Source organism: Pseudomonas sp. MWU349, assembly GCF_017947325.1.
GTDB classification, from domain to species: Bacteria; Pseudomonadota; Gammaproteobacteria; order Pseudomonadales; family Pseudomonadaceae; genus Aquipseudomonas; species Aquipseudomonas protegens.
Window position 1 is genome coordinate 193,647 of record NZ_JAFEVP010000003.1, and the last position, 15,543, is coordinate 209,189.

The following is a 15,543-nucleotide window of genomic DNA, read 5'->3' on the forward strand; positions in this document are numbered from 1 at the left end:
TCTAGCTCCTTGATATGTCATGGGGGTATTTCCTTGTTTGGCTGTATATATATACAGTTAAATCGAGCATAGAGGAAAACGCTTTCCCGTCAAGAAGCGAATGCATTGCTGCAGCATTTTTTCCTTTTCCGTCTCCCGCAATCGCACCCGCAGGCGGGCCCCGGGGCAGCGAGGTTCCAGACGCCAGCGTGCGGATTGAATTATCATTAGCGCCCTAACGACAGGTTCAAGGTCCACCCGCCCATGCTGGCTATTTTTCTCGAAACCCTGACGATCACGGCGCCGGTCTTTGCCATGTTGCTGCTCGGCCTGTTGCTCAAGCGGGTGGAATGGATCAACGACAACTTCATTCATACGGCCTCGGCCCTGGTGTTCAACGTCACCATGCCGGCGCTGCTGTTTCTCGGCATTGTCCATGCCGACCTGCATTCATCGTTGAAACCCGGGGTGCTGATCTATTTCTCCTTGGCCACCCTGGCGTGCTTTGGTCTGGCCTGGGGCTGGGCGATCTGGCGTTGCCCCAAGGCCGACCGCGGGATCTATACCCAGGGTGCGTTTCGCGGCAATAACGCGATCATCGGCCTGGCCCTGGCAGCCAGCATGTACGGCGATTACGGAATTTCCCTGGGGGCAGTGCTCGCAGCCCTGGTGATCCTGTTCTACAACACCCTCTCGACCATCGTCCTGGCGGTCTACAGCCCGGTGATCAAGTCCGATCCCTGGAGCATCTTCAAGAGCGTTGTCAGCAACCCGCTGATTGTCAGCGTGCTGGTGGCCGCACCGTTCGCCTACTGGCAGATCGGCATTCCCAACTGGCTGGAAACTTCGGGGCGCTACCTGGCGCAGATGACCCTGCCCCTGGCGCTGATCTGCATTGGCGGCACCTTGTCCCTGGCTGCCTTGCGCAACAGCGGTGAGCTGGCGATGAGTTCCAGTTTGCTGAAGATGGTCAGCCTGCCGGCCCTGGCAACCCTGGGGGCCTGGCTGTGCGGGTTTCGCGGGGCGGAGTTGGGGATCCTGTTCCTGTACTTTGGCAGCCCCACCGCGGCGGCCAGTTTTGTCATGGCCCGCGCGGCCAATGGCAACCATGAACTGGCGGCGGCGATCATCGTCATCACCACAGTGATGGCGGCGGTGACCACCAATATCGGGATTTTCCTGTTGCAGTGGGGTGGGTGGATCTAGGTTTTGCCGCGAGCCGGCTCCTACACGGCCATTGCGTAGGAACCGGCGGCGGGGTCACTGCGGTTGCTGATAGGTGTCTATCACTTCCTGGGCCGCGCGAAATGCATCGATGGCCGCCGGCACCCCGGCATACACCGCACAATGCAGCAGCGCTTCACGAATCTCTTCGACACTGCAGCCGTTGTTCAGTGCGCCGCGCACGTGGCCCTTGAGTTCCTGTGGGCACTTGAGTGCGGTCAGGGTCGCCAGGGTGATCAGGCTGCGGGTCTTGAGCGGCAGGCCCTCACGGTTCCACACACCGCCCCAGGCATGCTCGTTGACGAAGTCCTGCAAGGGCTGGGTGAATTCGGTGGCATTGCCCAGGGCGCGATCGACGAACGCATCGCCCATGACCTGGCGACGCATCTGCAACCCGCTTTTCTTGTTCTCGCTCATGGTGCTTCCTTCTTGTGTTGGCGGCGCCAGGCTCGCAGCGAACTGAACAGCAGGAACGCCACCAGCGCTGGCAGGACGAAAAACAGCATCAGGTGTTCCAGCTTGCCGGCCAGAGGCATGCCGGTGGTGAAGGACACCACATGCAGCCCGTAAGCCAGGTACAAGCCCAGGAACAGCAGGCCTTCGGCCCGGGTCACGCGGTATCCGGAATAGAACACCGGCAGGCACAGCACGGCCACGCCGAGCATGACCGGCAGGTCGAAGTCCAGGGCATTGGGCGAGACCGAAAGAGGTGTCGGTGCCACCAGGGCGGTGAAGCCCAGCACTCCCAGCAGGTTGAACAGGTTGCTGCCGATGATGTTGCCCACGGCAATCTCGCGCTGGCCGCGCAGGGCCGCCAGCAGCGAAGTGGCGAGTTGGGGCAGGGAGGTGCTGACGGCGATCACGGTCAGGCCCATGACCCGCTCGGACAGCCCCAGGTCGTCGGCCACGGAGACGGCGGCGCCCAGCAGCAAGTGCCCGGCGAAGACCAGCAGGCCGAGGCCGAGCAGGACCATCAGCAGGCTGCTGATGCGCGGTGCCCAACTGCGCTGGCCGGCCGGTGCGGGTGAGTGGGGGCGCTGCGAATGGCGGGACTGGCGCAACAGCAGGCCCAGGTACAGCACCAGGGCTGCCAGCAGGATCAGGCCGTCGCTGGGGCTGAGTTGTTCGTTGTAGGCCAGCACGAACACCAGCAGGCTGGCGCCGATCATCAGCGGGATGTCCAGGCGCACCAGTTGCCGCGAGACCCGCAGCGGGATGATCAGCGCGGACAGGCCGAGGGTCACCAAAATGTTGAAAATGCTGCTGCCGATCACGCTGCCCACGGCAATGTCGGTGTTATCGGCCAGGGTTGCCTGCAGGCTGATGGCCATTTGTGGCGCGCTGCTGCTGAAGGCGACGATGCTCAGGCCAATGATCAGTGGGCGCATGTGCAGGCGTGCAGCCAGGCGGATGGCCGCGCGCACCAGCAGTTCGGCGCCGGCGATCAGCATCAGCAGGCCGCTGATGAGCTGGATCAGGCTGAGCAGGGGCAGTTCGGCAAAGGCGGTAATGGCGTGGGCTCCCGGGGTCAGTCGCTGAGGGCTTGGACGCGGACTTTGGCAGTTCCGCTGCGCAGCATGTCCAGTTGTTGGGCGGCGGCGCGGGACAGGTCGATCAGGCGGCCTCGGGTGTGCGGGCCTCGGTCGTTGATACGTACCACAACGCTCTTGTCGTTGCCCAGGTTGGTGACCTGTACCCGGGTGCCGAATGGCAGTTCGCGGTGGGCGGCGGTCAGGCCGTTCTGATCGAAGGGCTCGCCACTGGCGGTGCGATTGCCGTGGTGCCGAGCGCCGTAATAGGAGGCGGTGCCGGTGGCGTCATAACCCCGGGGGTCGATGACGTGGCTGGTGGCGCAGCCGGTGAGCAGAGCGAGCAGGGCGCTAGTGGCAACCAGACGCTTCATTCGGGAGCTCCGATGGTTGATGTGGCGAGGGAGCGTACTCCCGCTGGTCTGTCTGGCAGACCGCAAGCCGTCGGCGATGTTCCTTGCTGGAACGGCGCCGGCCGGTTTGCAGTCGCTGTGGGACCGAACGGGAGCACGCTCCCTCGTCACGCGCAAGCAGCCTGGGCCGCTTGCGGTTAAACCGCGATCAGCCCTCGAGCTTGCTCTTGAGCAGCTCGTTGACCTGTTGCGGGTTGGCTTTGCCTTTGGACGCTTTCATCGCCTGGCCGACGAAGAAGCCGAACATCTTGCCGCGCTTGGCCTCATCGGCGGCACGGTACTGTTCGACCTGTTCGGCGTTGGCCGCGAGCATCTCATCGAGCACCGCCGAGATCGCGCCGCTGTCGGTGACTTGCTTGAGGCCCCGCTTGTCGATGATCTCGTCGGCGTTGCCCTCGCCATTGGCCATGGCTTCGAACACGGTCTTGGCGATCTTGCCGGAGATGGTGTTGTCCTTGATCCGCAGCAGCATGCCGCCCAGTTGTTCAGCCGAGACCGGGGCTTCGTCGATTTCCAGGCCCTGCTTGTTCAGCAGGCTGCCCAGCTCGACCATGACCCAGTTGGCGGCGAGTTTGGCGTCACCGGCGATGCTGGCGACCTTCTCGAAGTAGTCCGCCTGCTCACGGCTGGTGGCCAGCACGCTGGCGTCGTAGACCGACAGGCCGAACTGCTCCTGGAAGCGCTCGCGTTTCTGTGGTGGCAGCTCAGGCAAGGTGGCGCGTACCTGGTCGAGGAAGGAGTCCTCGATGACCACGGGCAGCAGGTCCGGGTCGGGGAAGTAACGGTAGTCGTTGGCTTCTTCCTTGCTGCGCATCGGACGGGTTTCGTCCTTGTTCGGGTCGTACAGGCGGGTCTGCTGGATCACCTTGCCACCGTCTTCGATCAGCTCGATCTGGCGCCGGATCTCGGAGTTGATGGCCTTCTCGATGAAGCGGAACGAGTTGACGTTCTTGATCTCGCAGCGGGTGCCGAACTCGACCTGGCCCTTGGGGCGGACCGAGACGTTGCAGTCACAACGCAGGGAGCCCTCGGCCATGTTGCCGTCGCAGATGCCCAGGTAGCGCACCAGGGCGTGGATCGACTTGACGTAGGCCACGGCTTCCTTGGCGCTGCGCATGTCAGGCTCGGAAACGATTTCCAGCAGCGGCGTGCCGGCGCGGTTCAGGTCGATGCCGGTGGCGCCGTTGAACTCTTCGTGCAGGCTCTTGCCGGCGTCTTCTTCCAGGTGTGCGCGGGTGATGCCGACGCGTTTCACGGTGCCGTCTTCCAGGGGAATGTCCAGGTGGCCCTTGCCGACGATCGGCAGTTCCATCTGGCTGATCTGGTAGCCCTTGGGCAGGTCCGGGTAGAAGTAGTTCTTGCGGGCGAACACGTTGTGCTGGCCGATCTCGGCGTCTACCGCCAGGCCGAACATCACCGCCATGCGCACCGCTTCCTGGTTCAGCACTGGCAGCACGCCGGGCATGCCCAGGTCGACCAGGCTGGCCTGGGTGTTGGGCTCGGCACCGAAGGCGGTGGAGCTACCGGAGAAAATCTTCGATTGAGTGGTGAGCTGGGTATGAATCTCCAGCCCGATCACGACTTCCCATTGCATGTGTGTCTCCTCAGAAGCCGGTTGGGGTGCGGGTGTGCCAGTCAGTGTTCAACTGATACTGGTGCGCAACGTTGAGCAAGCGGCCTTCCTGGAAATACGGGGCGAGCAGTTGCACGCCGACCGGCAAGCCGTCGACGAAGCCGGCCGGCATCGACAGGCCCGGCAGGCCCGCGAGGTTGGCGGTGATGGTGTAGACGTCTTCAAGGTATGCAGCGACCGGGTCGCTGCTCTTGGCGCCGAGCTTCCAGGCCGGGTTGGGCGTGGTCGGGCCGAGGATGATGTCGACTTCGTTGAACGCGCTCATGAAGTCGTTCTTCACCAGGCGGCGGATTTTCTGCGCCTTGAGGTAGTAGGCATCGTAGTAGCCGGCGGACAGTGCGTAGGCACCGACCATGATCCGGCGCTGCACTTCGCTGCCGAAGCCTTCGCCGCGGGAGCGCTTGTACAGGTCTTCCAGGTTTTCCGGGTTCTGGCAACGGTAGCCGAAGCGCACGCCGTCGAACCGCGACAGGTTGGAAGAGGCTTCCGCCGGGGCGATCACGTAGTACGCGGGGATGGCGTGCTGCATGTTCGGCAGGCTGATTTCCTTGATCACCGCACCGAGCTTTTCCAGCTCCTTGATGCTGTTGTGGATCAGCTCGGCGATGCGCGGGTCCAGGCCGGCGCTGAAGTATTCCTTCGGCACGCCGATGCGCAGGCCCTGCAGCGAGCCGGTGAGGCCGGCGCTGTAGTCCGGTACCGGTTCATCGATGCTGGTGGAGTCGTTCGGGTCGAAGCCGGCCATGCCTTGCAGCAGGATCGCGCAGTCTTCGGCGGTGCGCGCCAGTGGGCCGCCCTGATCGAGGCTGGAAGCGTAGGCGATCATGCCCCAACGGGAAACGCGACCATAGGTCGGCTTCAGGCCGGTGAGGTTGGTGAAGGCGGCGGGCTGGCGGATCGAGCCGCCGGTGTCGGTAGCCGTGGCGGCTGGCAGCAGGCGCGCAGCGACCGCGGCGGCGGAACCACCGGACGAACCGCCGGGGACGTGTTCCAGGTTCCACGGGTTTTTCACCGCGCCGTACCAGCTCGACTCGTTGGCCGAGCCCATGGCGAATTCGTCCATGTTGGTCTTGCCCAGGGTCACGGCCCCGGCAGCGGCCAGCTTGGCGACCACGGTGGCGTCGTAGGGCGCCTTGAAGTTGTCGAGCATCTTCGAGCCGCAGCTGGTGCGGATGCCCTGGGTGCAGAACAGATCCTTGTGGGCGATCGGCGCGCCCAGCAGGGCACCGCTCTCACCATTGGCGCGACGCTCGTCGGCGGCCTTGGCCTGGGACAGTGCCAGGTCCTGGGTGAGGCTGATGAAGCTGTTGATCTTAGGATCCAGCTCGGCGATGCGCGCCAGCAGGGTCTGGGTCAGTTCTACAGAGGAGAATTTCTTGTCGGCGAGGCCGCGGGCGATCTCGGCCAGAGTCATGTGATGCATTGCAGGCTCTTTCCCTTTAGTCGATGACTTTCGGAACCAGGTACAGGCCGCTTTCGACCGCTGGTGCGATGGACTGATAGGCCTCGCGATGATTGGACTCGGTCACAACGTCTGCGCGCAGGCGCTGGCTGGCTTCCAGGGGGTGAGCCAGGGGCTCGATACCGTCGGTATCGACTGCCTGCATTTCATCCACCAGCCCGAGAATGCTGTTCAGGGCGGAGGTGATGTGTGGAAGATCGCCTTCATTGAGCTTGATGCTGGCCAAATGAGCGATTTTTTCCACGTCGGAGCGTTCAAGCGCCATGGGATTCTCCAGTGGAAAACAAAAACGGATTTCGTCCGCGTGTTAGATTGTCGGAACACTACCGCATTTCTACGGTCTTATGGCCGCGATTGTGGGGGTTGGTGCACAGAAAAGCGGCCAATTTAACATATTGGCGCCTTGCCCAAAATCCCTGTCGTTGTTAGAGTTTGCCGCACTTTTTTACCCACGCGTTGCCTAGGGTCCCTTTCCCATGTTCAAGAAACTGCGTGGCATGTTTTCCAGCGATCTTTCCATTGACCTGGGCACTGCCAACACCCTTATTTACGTGCGCGAGCGCGGTATTGTCCTGAATGAACCATCGGTTGTGGCCATTCGGACCCACGGTAATCAGAAAAGTGTTGTCGCGGTTGGTACTGAGGCCAAGCGCATGCTCGGTCGTACCCCGGGCAACATCGCAGCCATTCGTCCGATGAAAGACGGCGTGATCGCCGACTTCAGCGTTTGCGAAAAGATGCTGCAGTACTTCATCAACAAGGTTCACGAAAACAGCTTTCTGCAGCCCAGCCCGCGTGTGCTGATCTGCGTTCCATGCAAGTCCACCCAGGTTGAGCGTCGCGCCATCCGTGAATCGGCCCTTGGCGCCGGTGCCCGTGAAGTGTTCCTGATCGAAGAGCCGATGGCCGCTGCGATCGGTGCCGGCCTGCCGGTTGAAGAAGCCCGCGGTTCGATGGTCGTGGACATCGGTGGTGGTACCACTGAAATCGCCCTGATCTCCCTGAACGGTGTGGTCTACGCCGAATCCGTACGGGTTGGCGGCGACCGCTTCGACGAAGCGATCATCACCTACGTGCGTCGCAACTACGGCAGCCTGATCGGTGAATCCACCGCCGAGCGCATCAAGCAGGAAATCGGCACCGCCTACCCGGGCGGCGAAGTGCGTGAAGTCGACGTCCGCGGCCGTAACCTGGCCGAAGGCGTGCCACGTGCCTTCACCTTGAACTCCAATGAAGTGCTGGAGGCTCTGCAAGAGTCCCTGGCAACCATCGTTCAGGCGGTGAAAAGCGCCCTGGAGCAATCGCCTCCGGAACTGGCCTCGGACATCGCCGAGCGCGGCCTGGTGCTGACCGGTGGTGGCGCGCTGCTGCGTGATCTGGACAAGCTGCTGGCCCAGGAAACCGGCCTGCCGGTGATCGTTGCCGAAGACCCGCTGACCTGTGTTGCTCGCGGCGGTGGCCGTGCATTGGAAATGATGGACAAACACACCATGGACCTGCTCTCCAGCGAATAACTTCGCCGGTTGCATCTATGCTGTTGCGCTCACAGGCAGCACTTTGCAGTGCTGCCTGTGGCGTTTATCTTCTGTCAATCTGCATCCAGGCCGGTTTGATGCCGTATGAATAAACACAACATTTGCCTGGGAGGAGCGGCTTATTAAACCGCTTTTCGCCAAAGGCCCCTCATTAGGCGTGCGCCTCCTGGTGCTGGTCGTTCTCTCGGTCGCACTGATGGTGGTCGATGCCCGCTTCACACTGCTCAAGCCAGTGCGTAGCCAAATGTCGCTGGTGTTGATGCAGTCCTACTGGATCACCGACCTGCCGCAGCGGCTATGGCAAGGCGTGGCCAGTCAGTTCGGCAGCCGTACCGAGCTGGTCGCTGAAAACGAAAAACTCAAGACCGAAAACCTGCTGTTGCAGGGGCGCATGCAAAAGCTTGCCGCCCTCACCGAGCAGAACGTGCGCCTGCGCGAGTTGCTTAATTCCTCGGCGCTGGTCAACGAGAAGGTTGAAGTGGCCGAGTTGATCGGCATGGACCCGAACCCCTTTACCCACCGCATCATCATCAACAAAGGTGAGCGCGATGGCGTGTTCCTCGGCCAGCCGGTGCTCGATGCCCGTGGCCTGATGGGCCAGGTGGTGGAGTTGATGCCCTACACCTCCCGCGTACTGCTGCTCACTGACACCACCCACAGCATTCCGGTGCAGGTCAACCGCAACGGCCTGCGCGCCATCGCCAGCGGCACCGGCAATCCGGAGCGCCTGGAGTTGCGCCATGTGGCCGACACCGCGGATATAAAGGAAGGCGATCTGTTGGTCAGCTCCGGTCTGGGCCAGCGTTTCCCCGCCGGCTACCCGGTGGCCACGGTCAAGGAAGTGATCCACGACTCCGGCCAGCCGTTCGCCATTGTGCGGGCGGTACCCACCGCTGCGCTGAATCGCAGCCGCTACCTGCTGCTGGTATTCAGCGATCCGCGTACCGCCGAAGAGCGTGCCAACGATGCCGCCCAGGCCCAGGAAGCCCAGGACCAGCAGGGCGCCAGCGCCGCGCCAGTGGTCCCGGCCACCGTGCCCAAGCCGGCCGCGGCGGCAAATGCCGGTGCGGCGCCTGCCACTGCGACTCCTGCTGCGCCGGCGACCCCGGCCAAACCCGCGGCTCACGCTCCGGCCAAGCCGGTCCATAAACCTGTGGTGAAACCGGCCGCTGCCAAACCACCGGCAGCAGCACCGGCTACCACCGGAGGAAGAGAATAATGGCGGGTAGCACCTATTCGCGAAATGGCTGGATCGTCTGGTTGACCTTCCTTATCGGGCTGCTGCTCAGTGTCTCGCCCTTGCCGCAGTTCATGGAGATCCTGCGTCCGCTGTGGCTGGCGCTGTTGCTGGCGTTCTGGGCCCTGGCCCTGCCGCACAAGGTCGGCATGGTCACTGCCTGGTGCCTGGGGCTGGCAGAGGATGTGCTCTACGGCACCCTGCTGGGGCAGAATGCCCTGATCCTGACGCTGATCACCTTCCTTGTACTGTCTCTGCAGCAGCGCCTGCGGATGTTCCCGATGTGGCAGCAGAGCCTGGTGATCCTGGTGATCTTCGGCCTGGCGCAGTTGGTGCAACTCTGGCTCAGCGCCCTGACCGGCAACCGCCAGCCGACCCTGGCCCTGGTGCTGCCGGCCCTGGTCAGTGCCTTGTTGTGGCCCTGGGTCAGCTTCGGCCTGCGCGGCTTGCGTCGACGTTTCAAAATCAATTAATTCGGTCAGGCATTGGCCCGCACCTCGACAGGGAGATGTCTTGATGAATCCGCTTTACCTCGCTTCCGGTTCGCCTCGTCGGCGTGAGTTGCTGACGCAGATCGGCGTGCCGTTCACCGCCATCAGTGCGGATATCGATGAAACCCCGCTGGCCGATGAGTCTCCTGCCGCCTACGTCGAGCGCCTGGCCCGAGGCAAGGCTGCGGCGGGGCGCGGGCTGATCACCAGCAGTGAATCCCAGGCCCCGGCCTGTGTGCTGGGGGCCGACACCGCGGTGGTGCTCAATGGGCGGATCCTCGGCAAACCGCTGGATCAGGCGGATGCCCTGCAGATGCTCATGGCGCTTTCGGGGCGTGAGCATGAAGTGTTCACCGCCATTGCCCTGCTTGACGGTGAACGCTGCGAGTCGCGAGTGGTGCGCAGCCTGGTACGTTTTCGCCCGATCTCGCCTGCAGAGGCCGCGCTCTACTGGGCCAGCGGCGAGCCCTGCGACAAAGCCGGTGGCTATGCTATCCAGGGACTGGCAGCGGTGTTTGTCGCCGGCCTCAATGGCAGTTATTCCGCGGTAGTCGGCTTGCCGGTGTGCGAAACCGCAGAACTGCTCGGGCATTTCGGCATACCCTGTTGGCAAAACCTTCCAGTGCGCTAAAGCGCCGTACCCGATTGCTGCGGCCCTCTATGAACACGCCTGAACGAGACACTGCCATGAGTGAAGAGATTCTGATCAACATCACGCCGATGGAATCACGCGTGGCGGTGGTCGAAAACGGAGTGCTGCAAGAGGTTCACGTCGAGCGCACCCAGCGCCGGGGGATCGTCGGCAATATCTACAAGGGCAAGGTGGTGCGGGTCTTGCCGGGCATGCAGGCGGCCTTCGTCGATATCGGCCTGGACCGGGCGGCGTTTATCCACGCCTCGGAAATTTCCACCCGCGAAGGCACGGCGGTAGAGAGCATCAGCGCGCTGGTACACGAAGGGCAGAGCCTGGTGGTGCAAGTCACCAAGGACCCCATCGGTTCCAAGGGCGCGCGCCTGACCACTCAGTTGTCGATCCCTTCCCGCTATCTGGTGTACATGCCGCGTACCGCCCATGTCGGTATCTCGCTGAAGATCGAGGACGAAGCCGAGCGTGAGCGCCTGAAGCAGGTCGTCAGTGATTGCGTGGCCCAGGAAGGCATCAAGGAGGCCGGTGGTTTTATCCTGCGCACCGCCGCCGAAGGCGCCGGCGCCGATGAGATCATGATGGACATCCGTTACCTGCGCCGGCTCTGGGACCAGATCGGCACGCAGATCAAGACCATCGGCGCACCCAATGTGATCTACGAGGATCTGGGCCTGGCGCTGCGCACTCTGCGCGACCTGGTGAGCCCGAAGATCGAGAAGATCCGCATCGACTCCCGGGAGACCTTCCAGAAGACCACGGTGTTCGTGGCCGAACTGATGCCGGAAATCGCCGACCGCCTGGAGCACTACCCCGGCGAGCGGCCGATCTTCGACCTGTACGGCGTCGAGGACGAAATCCAGAAAGCCCTGGAGCGCAAGGTGCCGCTCAAGTCCGGAGGCTACCTGGTGGTAGACCCGGCGGAAGCCATGACCACCATCGACGTCAACACCGGGGCCTTCGTCGGTCATCGCAACCTTGAGGAAACCATCTTCAAGACCAACCTCGAGGCGGCCACCGCCATTGCCCGGCAACTGCGCCTGCGCAACCTGGGCGGGATCATCATCATCGACTTCATCGACATGGAAGATGAAGAGCACCAGCGCCAGGTCTTGCGCACCCTGGAAAAACAGCTGGAGCGTGACCACGCCAAGACCAACATCATCGGCATCACCGAGCTGGGCCTGGTGCAGATGACCCGCAAGCGTACCCGCGAGAGCCTGGAGCAGGTGCTGTGCGAGCCTTGCAGCAGTTGCCAGGGGCGGGGCAAGTTGAAAACCCCGGAAACCGTCTGTTACGAAATATTCCGAGAAATCCTCCGCGAGGCCCGGGCTTATCAGGCAGAAGGGTATCGGGTGCTGGCCAATCAGAAGGTGGTCGACCGGCTGCTGGACGAAGAGTCGGGCAACGTGGCGGAGCTGGAGGGGTTTATCGGCCGGACCATCAGGTTCCAGGTCGAAACCATGTATTCCCAGGAACAATACGACGTGGTGCTGCTCTGATTCCGCGTGTTCTATATCCGTGGAAATGGCTGGCTTCAGCTTTTTGCATGACTTTTACCCTGGGAGCCAACTGAAATGGAGCGGCTGATGCGCCTGTTCACCACGCTGATTCGCTGGGGGCTTGGCTTCTGTGCGCTGGCGCTGGTGGCGACTGCCTTGTATGTCAGCCTGGGCCGGGAACTGACCCCGCTGGTGGCCGAATACCAGCCCGAGGTCGAGGCCAAGGTGCAGCAGGCCGTGGGCTTGCCGGTACATATCGGCAGCCTGGAGGGGCGCTGGAGCGGCTTGTCGCCGATCCTGCTGGCCCACGACGTGCAGGTGGGCGAGGGCGCCAATGCGCTGCGCCTGGATCAGGTGAGCGTGGCGCCGGATATGCTCGGCAGCCTGCTGGCCCGTGACCTGCGGATCGGCCGCCTGGAGCTCAGCGGCCTGAGCCTGAGCCTGAAAGAGGGCACGGACGGCCAGTGGCAGCTTGAAGGCCTGCCGGTGCAACAGGACCAGCCGATGGACCCCCAGCAGTTGCTGGTCCGCCTGCAACAGGTTGCCGAGCTGGCGCTGCTGGACAGCCAGGTCACCTTGCAGCCTCTGGACCACCAGCCCGTGGCGCTGACCTACGTCGGGCTCAATCTGCGTAGCGGCACCAGCCGCCAGCGCCTGGACCTGCGCCTGACCCTGCCGGACGGCCAGCCCCTGGCAATGAACCTGCGCACCAGGATGCGGGCCGAAGCCTGGCGCGATGCCGAGGCCGACTTGTACCTGAGCCTGCCGCAAAGCGACTGGTCGCGTTGGGTGCCGGCCCGGCTGACCCGGGAGTGGAAGCTCTCCGAGCTCAAAGCGGGTGGCGAGCTGTGGCTGAAGTGGGCCAAGGGGGGAGTGCAAAACGCCACGTTGCGCTTGAATGCCCCGCAATTTACCGGGGCCTATGCCGAGCGCAAGCCGGTGTCCCTGAGCAACCTGGCCTTGAATGCCTACTTCCAGCGTGACGAGCAGGGCCTGCAGGTGCAGCTTGATTCCCTGGCGCTGAACCTCGGCGAGACCCGCTGGGAATCCCGTGTGCAGGTGCAGCAGCGCAACGCGACCGAGCAGCAGGAAGAACTCTGGCATGTGCAGGCCGACCGCCTGGACCTGAAGCCGATCACCCCGATCCTCGATGCCCTGGCGCCCTTGCCGGAAGGCCTGGCCACGGCCATCGACCGACTGAAAGTCACTGGTGGCCTGCGCAACGTGCTGCTCGACTACCGTCCCCAGAACACTGGCGACCAGCGCCTGAGCTTCGCCGCGAACCTAGACCGGGTTGGCTTCGATGCCTATCACGGTGCTCCAGCAGCACGAAATGTCAGCGGCAGCATCAGCGGCGACCTGGGCAAGGGCGAGCTGCGCATGGACAGCAAGGATTTCTCCCTGCACCTGTACCCGATCTTCGCCAAGCCCTGGCAGTACATCCAGGCCAACGCCACCCTGACCTGGAAGCTCGACAAGGAAGGCTTCACCCTGATTGCCCCCTACCTGAAGGTGCTGGGCGAAGAGGGCAAGATCGCCGGCGACTTCCTGATCCGCCTGCATTTCGACCACAGCCAGGAAGACTACATGGACCTGCGAGTCGGCCTGGTGGACGGCGATGGGCGCTATACCGCCAAGTACCTGCCCCAGGTGCTCAACGCCGGTGTGGATGAATGGCTGCGCACGGCGATCCTCAAGGGCGCGGTGGACCAGGGTTTCTTCCAGTACCAGGGGTCGCTGAACCATGACGCCGTCGAGGCCGCCCGCAGCATCAGCCTGTTCTTCAAGGTGCATGACACCGAGCTGGCGTTCCAGCCGGGCTGGCCACACCTGACCAAGGTCAGCGGCGATGTGTTCATCGAAGACAGCGGCGTGCGCATCGTCGCCAGCAAAGGCCAGTTGCTGGACACCAAGGTGCGGGATGTCTTCGTCAACATTCCCCATGCTGCCAGCGGGCAGGACAGCCACATGTACATCGATGGCGCCTTTGCCGGTGGCCTGGGCGATGGCGTGAAAATTCTCCAGGAAGCGCCGATCGACACCGGCTCGACCTTTGCCGGCTGGCATGGCGAGGGCGAGCTGCAGGGCACGCTGGATCTGGATATTCCCCTGGTCAAGGGCCAGGAGCCGAAGATCGTGGTGGCGTTCAAGACCGACAAGGCGCGCCTCAAGCTCAGTGAGCCTGAGCTGGAACTGACCCAGCTCAAGGGCGATTTCCGCTTCGATAGTGCCAAGGGCCTGAGTGGCGAGGGCATCAGTGCCCAGGCGTTCGAGCGGCCGGTCACGGCGCAGATCTTCGCCGATGGCAAACCGGGCAAACCCAACACTCGGGTGGTTGCCAAGGGCCAGGTTGCGGTCAAGAAGCTTACCGACTGGTTGAAAGTCGGCCAGCCGTTGCCGGTGTCCGGCGAGGTGCCCTACCAGTTGCAACTGAACCTGGACGGAGCCGACAGCCAGTTGATGGTCAGTTCCAGTCTCAAGGGCGTAGCGGTGGACCTGCCGGCGCCGTTCGGCATGGCGGCCAGCACCGGGCGCAACAGCGTATTTCGCATGACTCTGCAAGGGGCCGAGCGGCGCTACTGGTTCAACTACGGCGAACTGGCCGACTTCACCTTTGCGGCGCCCAGCGGCAAGCTCGCCGAGGGGCGAGGCGAGCTGTTCCTAGGTGATGGCGCGGCCTTGCTGCCACCGAGCAAAGGGCTGCGGATACGAGGAATTCTCTCCGAGCTGGATGTGGAGCCCTGGAAAGCCCTGGTGGATCGCTACGCCGGGCAGGATCCGGGAGGCAGCGCCAAACAGTTGCTCAGCAGCGCGGACTTCAAGGTCGGCAAGCTCAGTGCCTTTGGCACCACCCTGGACCAGGTCAACCTGTTGCTGGCGCGCAAGCCCGCTGCCTGGGAGTTGCAGATCGACAGCCAGCAGGCCAAAGGCAAGGTCGGGATTCCCGATGCCAAGGCGGCGCCGATGGCCATCGACATGGCGTACGTGCGCCTGCCGGCTGCCGATCCGGCAGCGCAGGCCGATGAAAATGCGCCCGACCCCCTGGCCTCAGTGGATCCCAAGAGCGTTCCGCCCCTGGATATTTCCATTGCCCAGCTGTTCCAGGGCCAGGACCTGATCGGCCGCTGGGCGCTCAAGGTGCGGCCGACGTCCAGGGGCATGGTCTTCAATGGCCTGGACCTGGGCCTCAAGGGCATGCAGTTGCAGGGTGAGGGCGGCTGGGAAGGCCAGGCCGGTGCCAGCAACAGTTGGTACCGGGGCCGCATTGGCGGCAAGAACCTGGCGGACGTGCTCAAGGGCTGGGGCTTCGCCCCGACCGTGACCAGTGAAGACTTTCACCTGGACGTCGATGGCCGCTGGCCGGGCTCGCCGGCCTGGGTGGGCTTGAAGCGCTTCTCCGGCAGCCTGGACGCTACCCTGCGCAAGGGCCAGTTCGTCGAAGTCGAGGGCGGGGCCCAGGCCTTGCGGGTGTTCGGCCTGCTCAACTTCAACTCCATCGGTCGCCGCCTGCGCCTGGACTTCTCCGACCTGTTCGGCAAGGGCTTGAGCTATGACCGGGTCCGGGGCGTGCTGGCGGCGAGCAATGGCGTTTACGTCACTCGAGAGCCGATCACCCTGACCGGGCCGTCGAGCAACCTGGAGCTCAATGGCACCCTGGACATGGTGGCCGACCAGGTGGACGCCAAGCTGCTGGTGACCCTGCCGGTGACCAACAACCTGCCGATTGCCGCGCTGATTGTCGGTGCGCCGGCGGTGGGCGGGGCGTTGTTCCTGATCGACAAGCTGATCGGTGACCGCGTGGCGCGCTTCGCCAGCGTCAAATACAACGTCAAAGGCCCATGGAAAGAGCCGAAAATCACCTTCGACAAACCGTTTTGAGAATCCTCGATTCGCG

Annotated in this window: 13 protein-coding genes; 7 read left to right on the forward strand and 6 right to left on the reverse strand. The window is 63.3% G+C overall.

What is annotated here, in order from left to right:
* Nucleotides 1–243: 243 nt before the first annotated feature.
* Nucleotides 244–1,185, forward strand: a complete 942-nt coding sequence (locus KCG88_RS12925; RefSeq protein WP_047283925.1) for an AEC family transporter — start codon at nt 244–246, stop codon at nt 1,183–1,185.
* 54 nt (nt 1,186–1,239) lie between these two features.
* Here KCG88_RS12925 and KCG88_RS12930 read toward each other — a convergent pair whose 3' ends face one another.
* From KCG88_RS12930 to gatC, 6 genes are all read right to left on the reverse strand, one after another.
* A complete protein-coding gene (locus KCG88_RS12930; protein ID WP_011059245.1) occupies nt 1,240–1,620 on the reverse strand; it encodes a carboxymuconolactone decarboxylase family protein in 381 nt (126 codons plus the stop codon).
* Nucleotides 1,617–2,681 carry a calcium/sodium antiporter gene (locus tag KCG88_RS12935; RefSeq protein WP_080965378.1) on the reverse strand — a complete coding sequence of 355 codons (1,065 nt, stop codon included), beginning with the start codon at nt 2,679–2,681 and terminating at the stop codon, nt 1,617–1,619. Before KCG88_RS12935 ends, KCG88_RS12930 begins: the two co-directional genes overlap by 4 nt.
* A gap of 50 nt (nt 2,682–2,731) precedes the next feature.
* On the reverse strand, nt 2,732–3,106 hold the full coding sequence (locus tag KCG88_RS12940; RefSeq protein WP_011059247.1) for a septal ring lytic transglycosylase RlpA family protein: 375 nt from the start codon (nt 3,104–3,106) through the stop codon (nt 2,732–2,734).
* Nucleotides 3,107–3,293: 187 nt separating this feature from the next.
* Nucleotides 3,294–4,739 carry an Asp-tRNA(Asn)/Glu-tRNA(Gln) amidotransferase subunit GatB gene (gene gatB, locus KCG88_RS12945; RefSeq protein WP_210712507.1) on the reverse strand — a complete coding sequence of 482 codons (1,446 nt, stop codon included), beginning with the start codon at nt 4,737–4,739 and terminating at the stop codon, nt 3,294–3,296.
* Nucleotides 4,740–4,749: 10 nt separating this feature from the next.
* Nucleotides 4,750–6,201 (reverse strand): Asp-tRNA(Asn)/Glu-tRNA(Gln) amidotransferase subunit GatA, encoded by a 1,452-nt coding sequence (gatA, locus tag KCG88_RS12950; protein WP_047335709.1) that lies wholly within the window; start codon nt 6,199–6,201, stop codon nt 4,750–4,752.
* Nucleotides 6,202–6,217: 16 nt separating this feature from the next.
* Nucleotides 6,218–6,505: an Asp-tRNA(Asn)/Glu-tRNA(Gln) amidotransferase subunit GatC gene (gene gatC / locus KCG88_RS12955; RefSeq protein ID WP_011059250.1), complete on the reverse strand. Its 288-nt coding sequence runs from the start codon at nt 6,503–6,505 to the stop codon at nt 6,218–6,220.
* Nucleotides 6,506–6,716: 211 nt separating this feature from the next.
* Here gatC and mreB point away from each other — a divergent pair, with 211 nt between their 5' ends.
* The 6 genes from mreB to KCG88_RS12985 all read left to right on the forward strand — a co-directional run bounded on the left by mreB (nt 6,717) and on the right by KCG88_RS12985 (nt 15,527).
* Complete coding sequence (gene mreB / locus KCG88_RS12960) at nt 6,717–7,754, forward strand: rod shape-determining protein MreB (protein WP_002555108.1); 1,038 nt, start codon at nt 6,717–6,719, stop codon at nt 7,752–7,754.
* Nucleotides 7,755–7,896: 142 nt separating this feature from the next.
* Entirely contained in the window at nt 7,897–8,994 is a 1,098-nt protein-coding gene (gene mreC / locus KCG88_RS12965; protein WP_072451275.1) for a rod shape-determining protein MreC, read from the forward strand.
* Nucleotides 8,994–9,485 (forward strand): rod shape-determining protein MreD, encoded by a 492-nt coding sequence (gene mreD / locus KCG88_RS12970; RefSeq protein WP_011059252.1) that lies wholly within the window; start codon nt 8,994–8,996, stop codon nt 9,483–9,485. The genes mreC and mreD overlap by 1 nt, the downstream gene beginning before the upstream one ends.
* A gap of 43 nt (nt 9,486–9,528) precedes the next feature.
* The gene (locus tag KCG88_RS12975) at nt 9,529–10,134 is read left to right on the forward strand and encodes a Maf family protein (protein WP_210712508.1); all 606 of its coding nucleotides are present in this window, start codon (nt 9,529–9,531) and stop codon (nt 10,132–10,134) included.
* Nucleotides 10,135–10,190: 56 nt separating this feature from the next.
* Nucleotides 10,191–11,648, forward strand: coding sequence for a ribonuclease G (gene rng / locus KCG88_RS12980; protein ID WP_047283930.1), 1,458 nt, complete (start codon nt 10,191–10,193; stop codon nt 11,646–11,648).
* A 75-nt stretch (nt 11,649–11,723) separates the two neighbouring features.
* Entirely contained in the window at nt 11,724–15,527 is a 3,804-nt protein-coding gene (locus KCG88_RS12985; RefSeq protein ID WP_210712509.1) for a YhdP family protein, read from the forward strand.
* Nucleotides 15,528–15,543: the final 16 nt, after the last annotated feature.

Excerpts from the sequence above, each read along its gene's own strand:
- KCG88_RS12925 (WP_047283925.1), top strand. The coding sequence starts at position 244 with ATGCTGGCTATTTTTCTCGAAACCCTGACGATCACGGCGCCGGTCTTT.
- KCG88_RS12930 (WP_011059245.1), bottom strand. The coding sequence starts at position 1,620 with ATGAGCGAGAACAAGAAAAGCGGGTTGCAGATGCGTCGCCAGGTCATG.
- KCG88_RS12940 (WP_011059247.1), bottom strand. The coding sequence starts at position 3,106 with ATGAAGCGTCTGGTTGCCACTAGCGCCCTGCTCGCTCTGCTCACCGGC.
- gatB (WP_210712507.1), bottom strand. The coding sequence starts at position 4,739 with ATGCAATGGGAAGTCGTGATCGGGCTGGAGATTCATACCCAGCTCACC.
- gatA (WP_047335709.1), bottom strand. The coding sequence starts at position 6,201 with ATGCATCACATGACTCTGGCCGAGATCGCCCGCGGCCTCGCCGACAAG.
- gatC (WP_011059250.1), bottom strand. The coding sequence starts at position 6,505 with ATGGCGCTTGAACGCTCCGACGTGGAAAAAATCGCTCATTTGGCCAGC.
- mreB (WP_002555108.1), top strand. The coding sequence starts at position 6,717 with ATGTTCAAGAAACTGCGTGGCATGTTTTCCAGCGATCTTTCCATTGAC.
- mreD (WP_011059252.1), top strand. The coding sequence starts at position 8,994 with ATGGCGGGTAGCACCTATTCGCGAAATGGCTGGATCGTCTGGTTGACC.
- KCG88_RS12975 (WP_210712508.1), top strand. The coding sequence starts at position 9,529 with ATGAATCCGCTTTACCTCGCTTCCGGTTCGCCTCGTCGGCGTGAGTTG.
- rng (WP_047283930.1), top strand. The coding sequence starts at position 10,191 with ATGAGTGAAGAGATTCTGATCAACATCACGCCGATGGAATCACGCGTG.
- KCG88_RS12985 (WP_210712509.1), top strand. The coding sequence starts at position 11,724 with ATGGAGCGGCTGATGCGCCTGTTCACCACGCTGATTCGCTGGGGGCTT.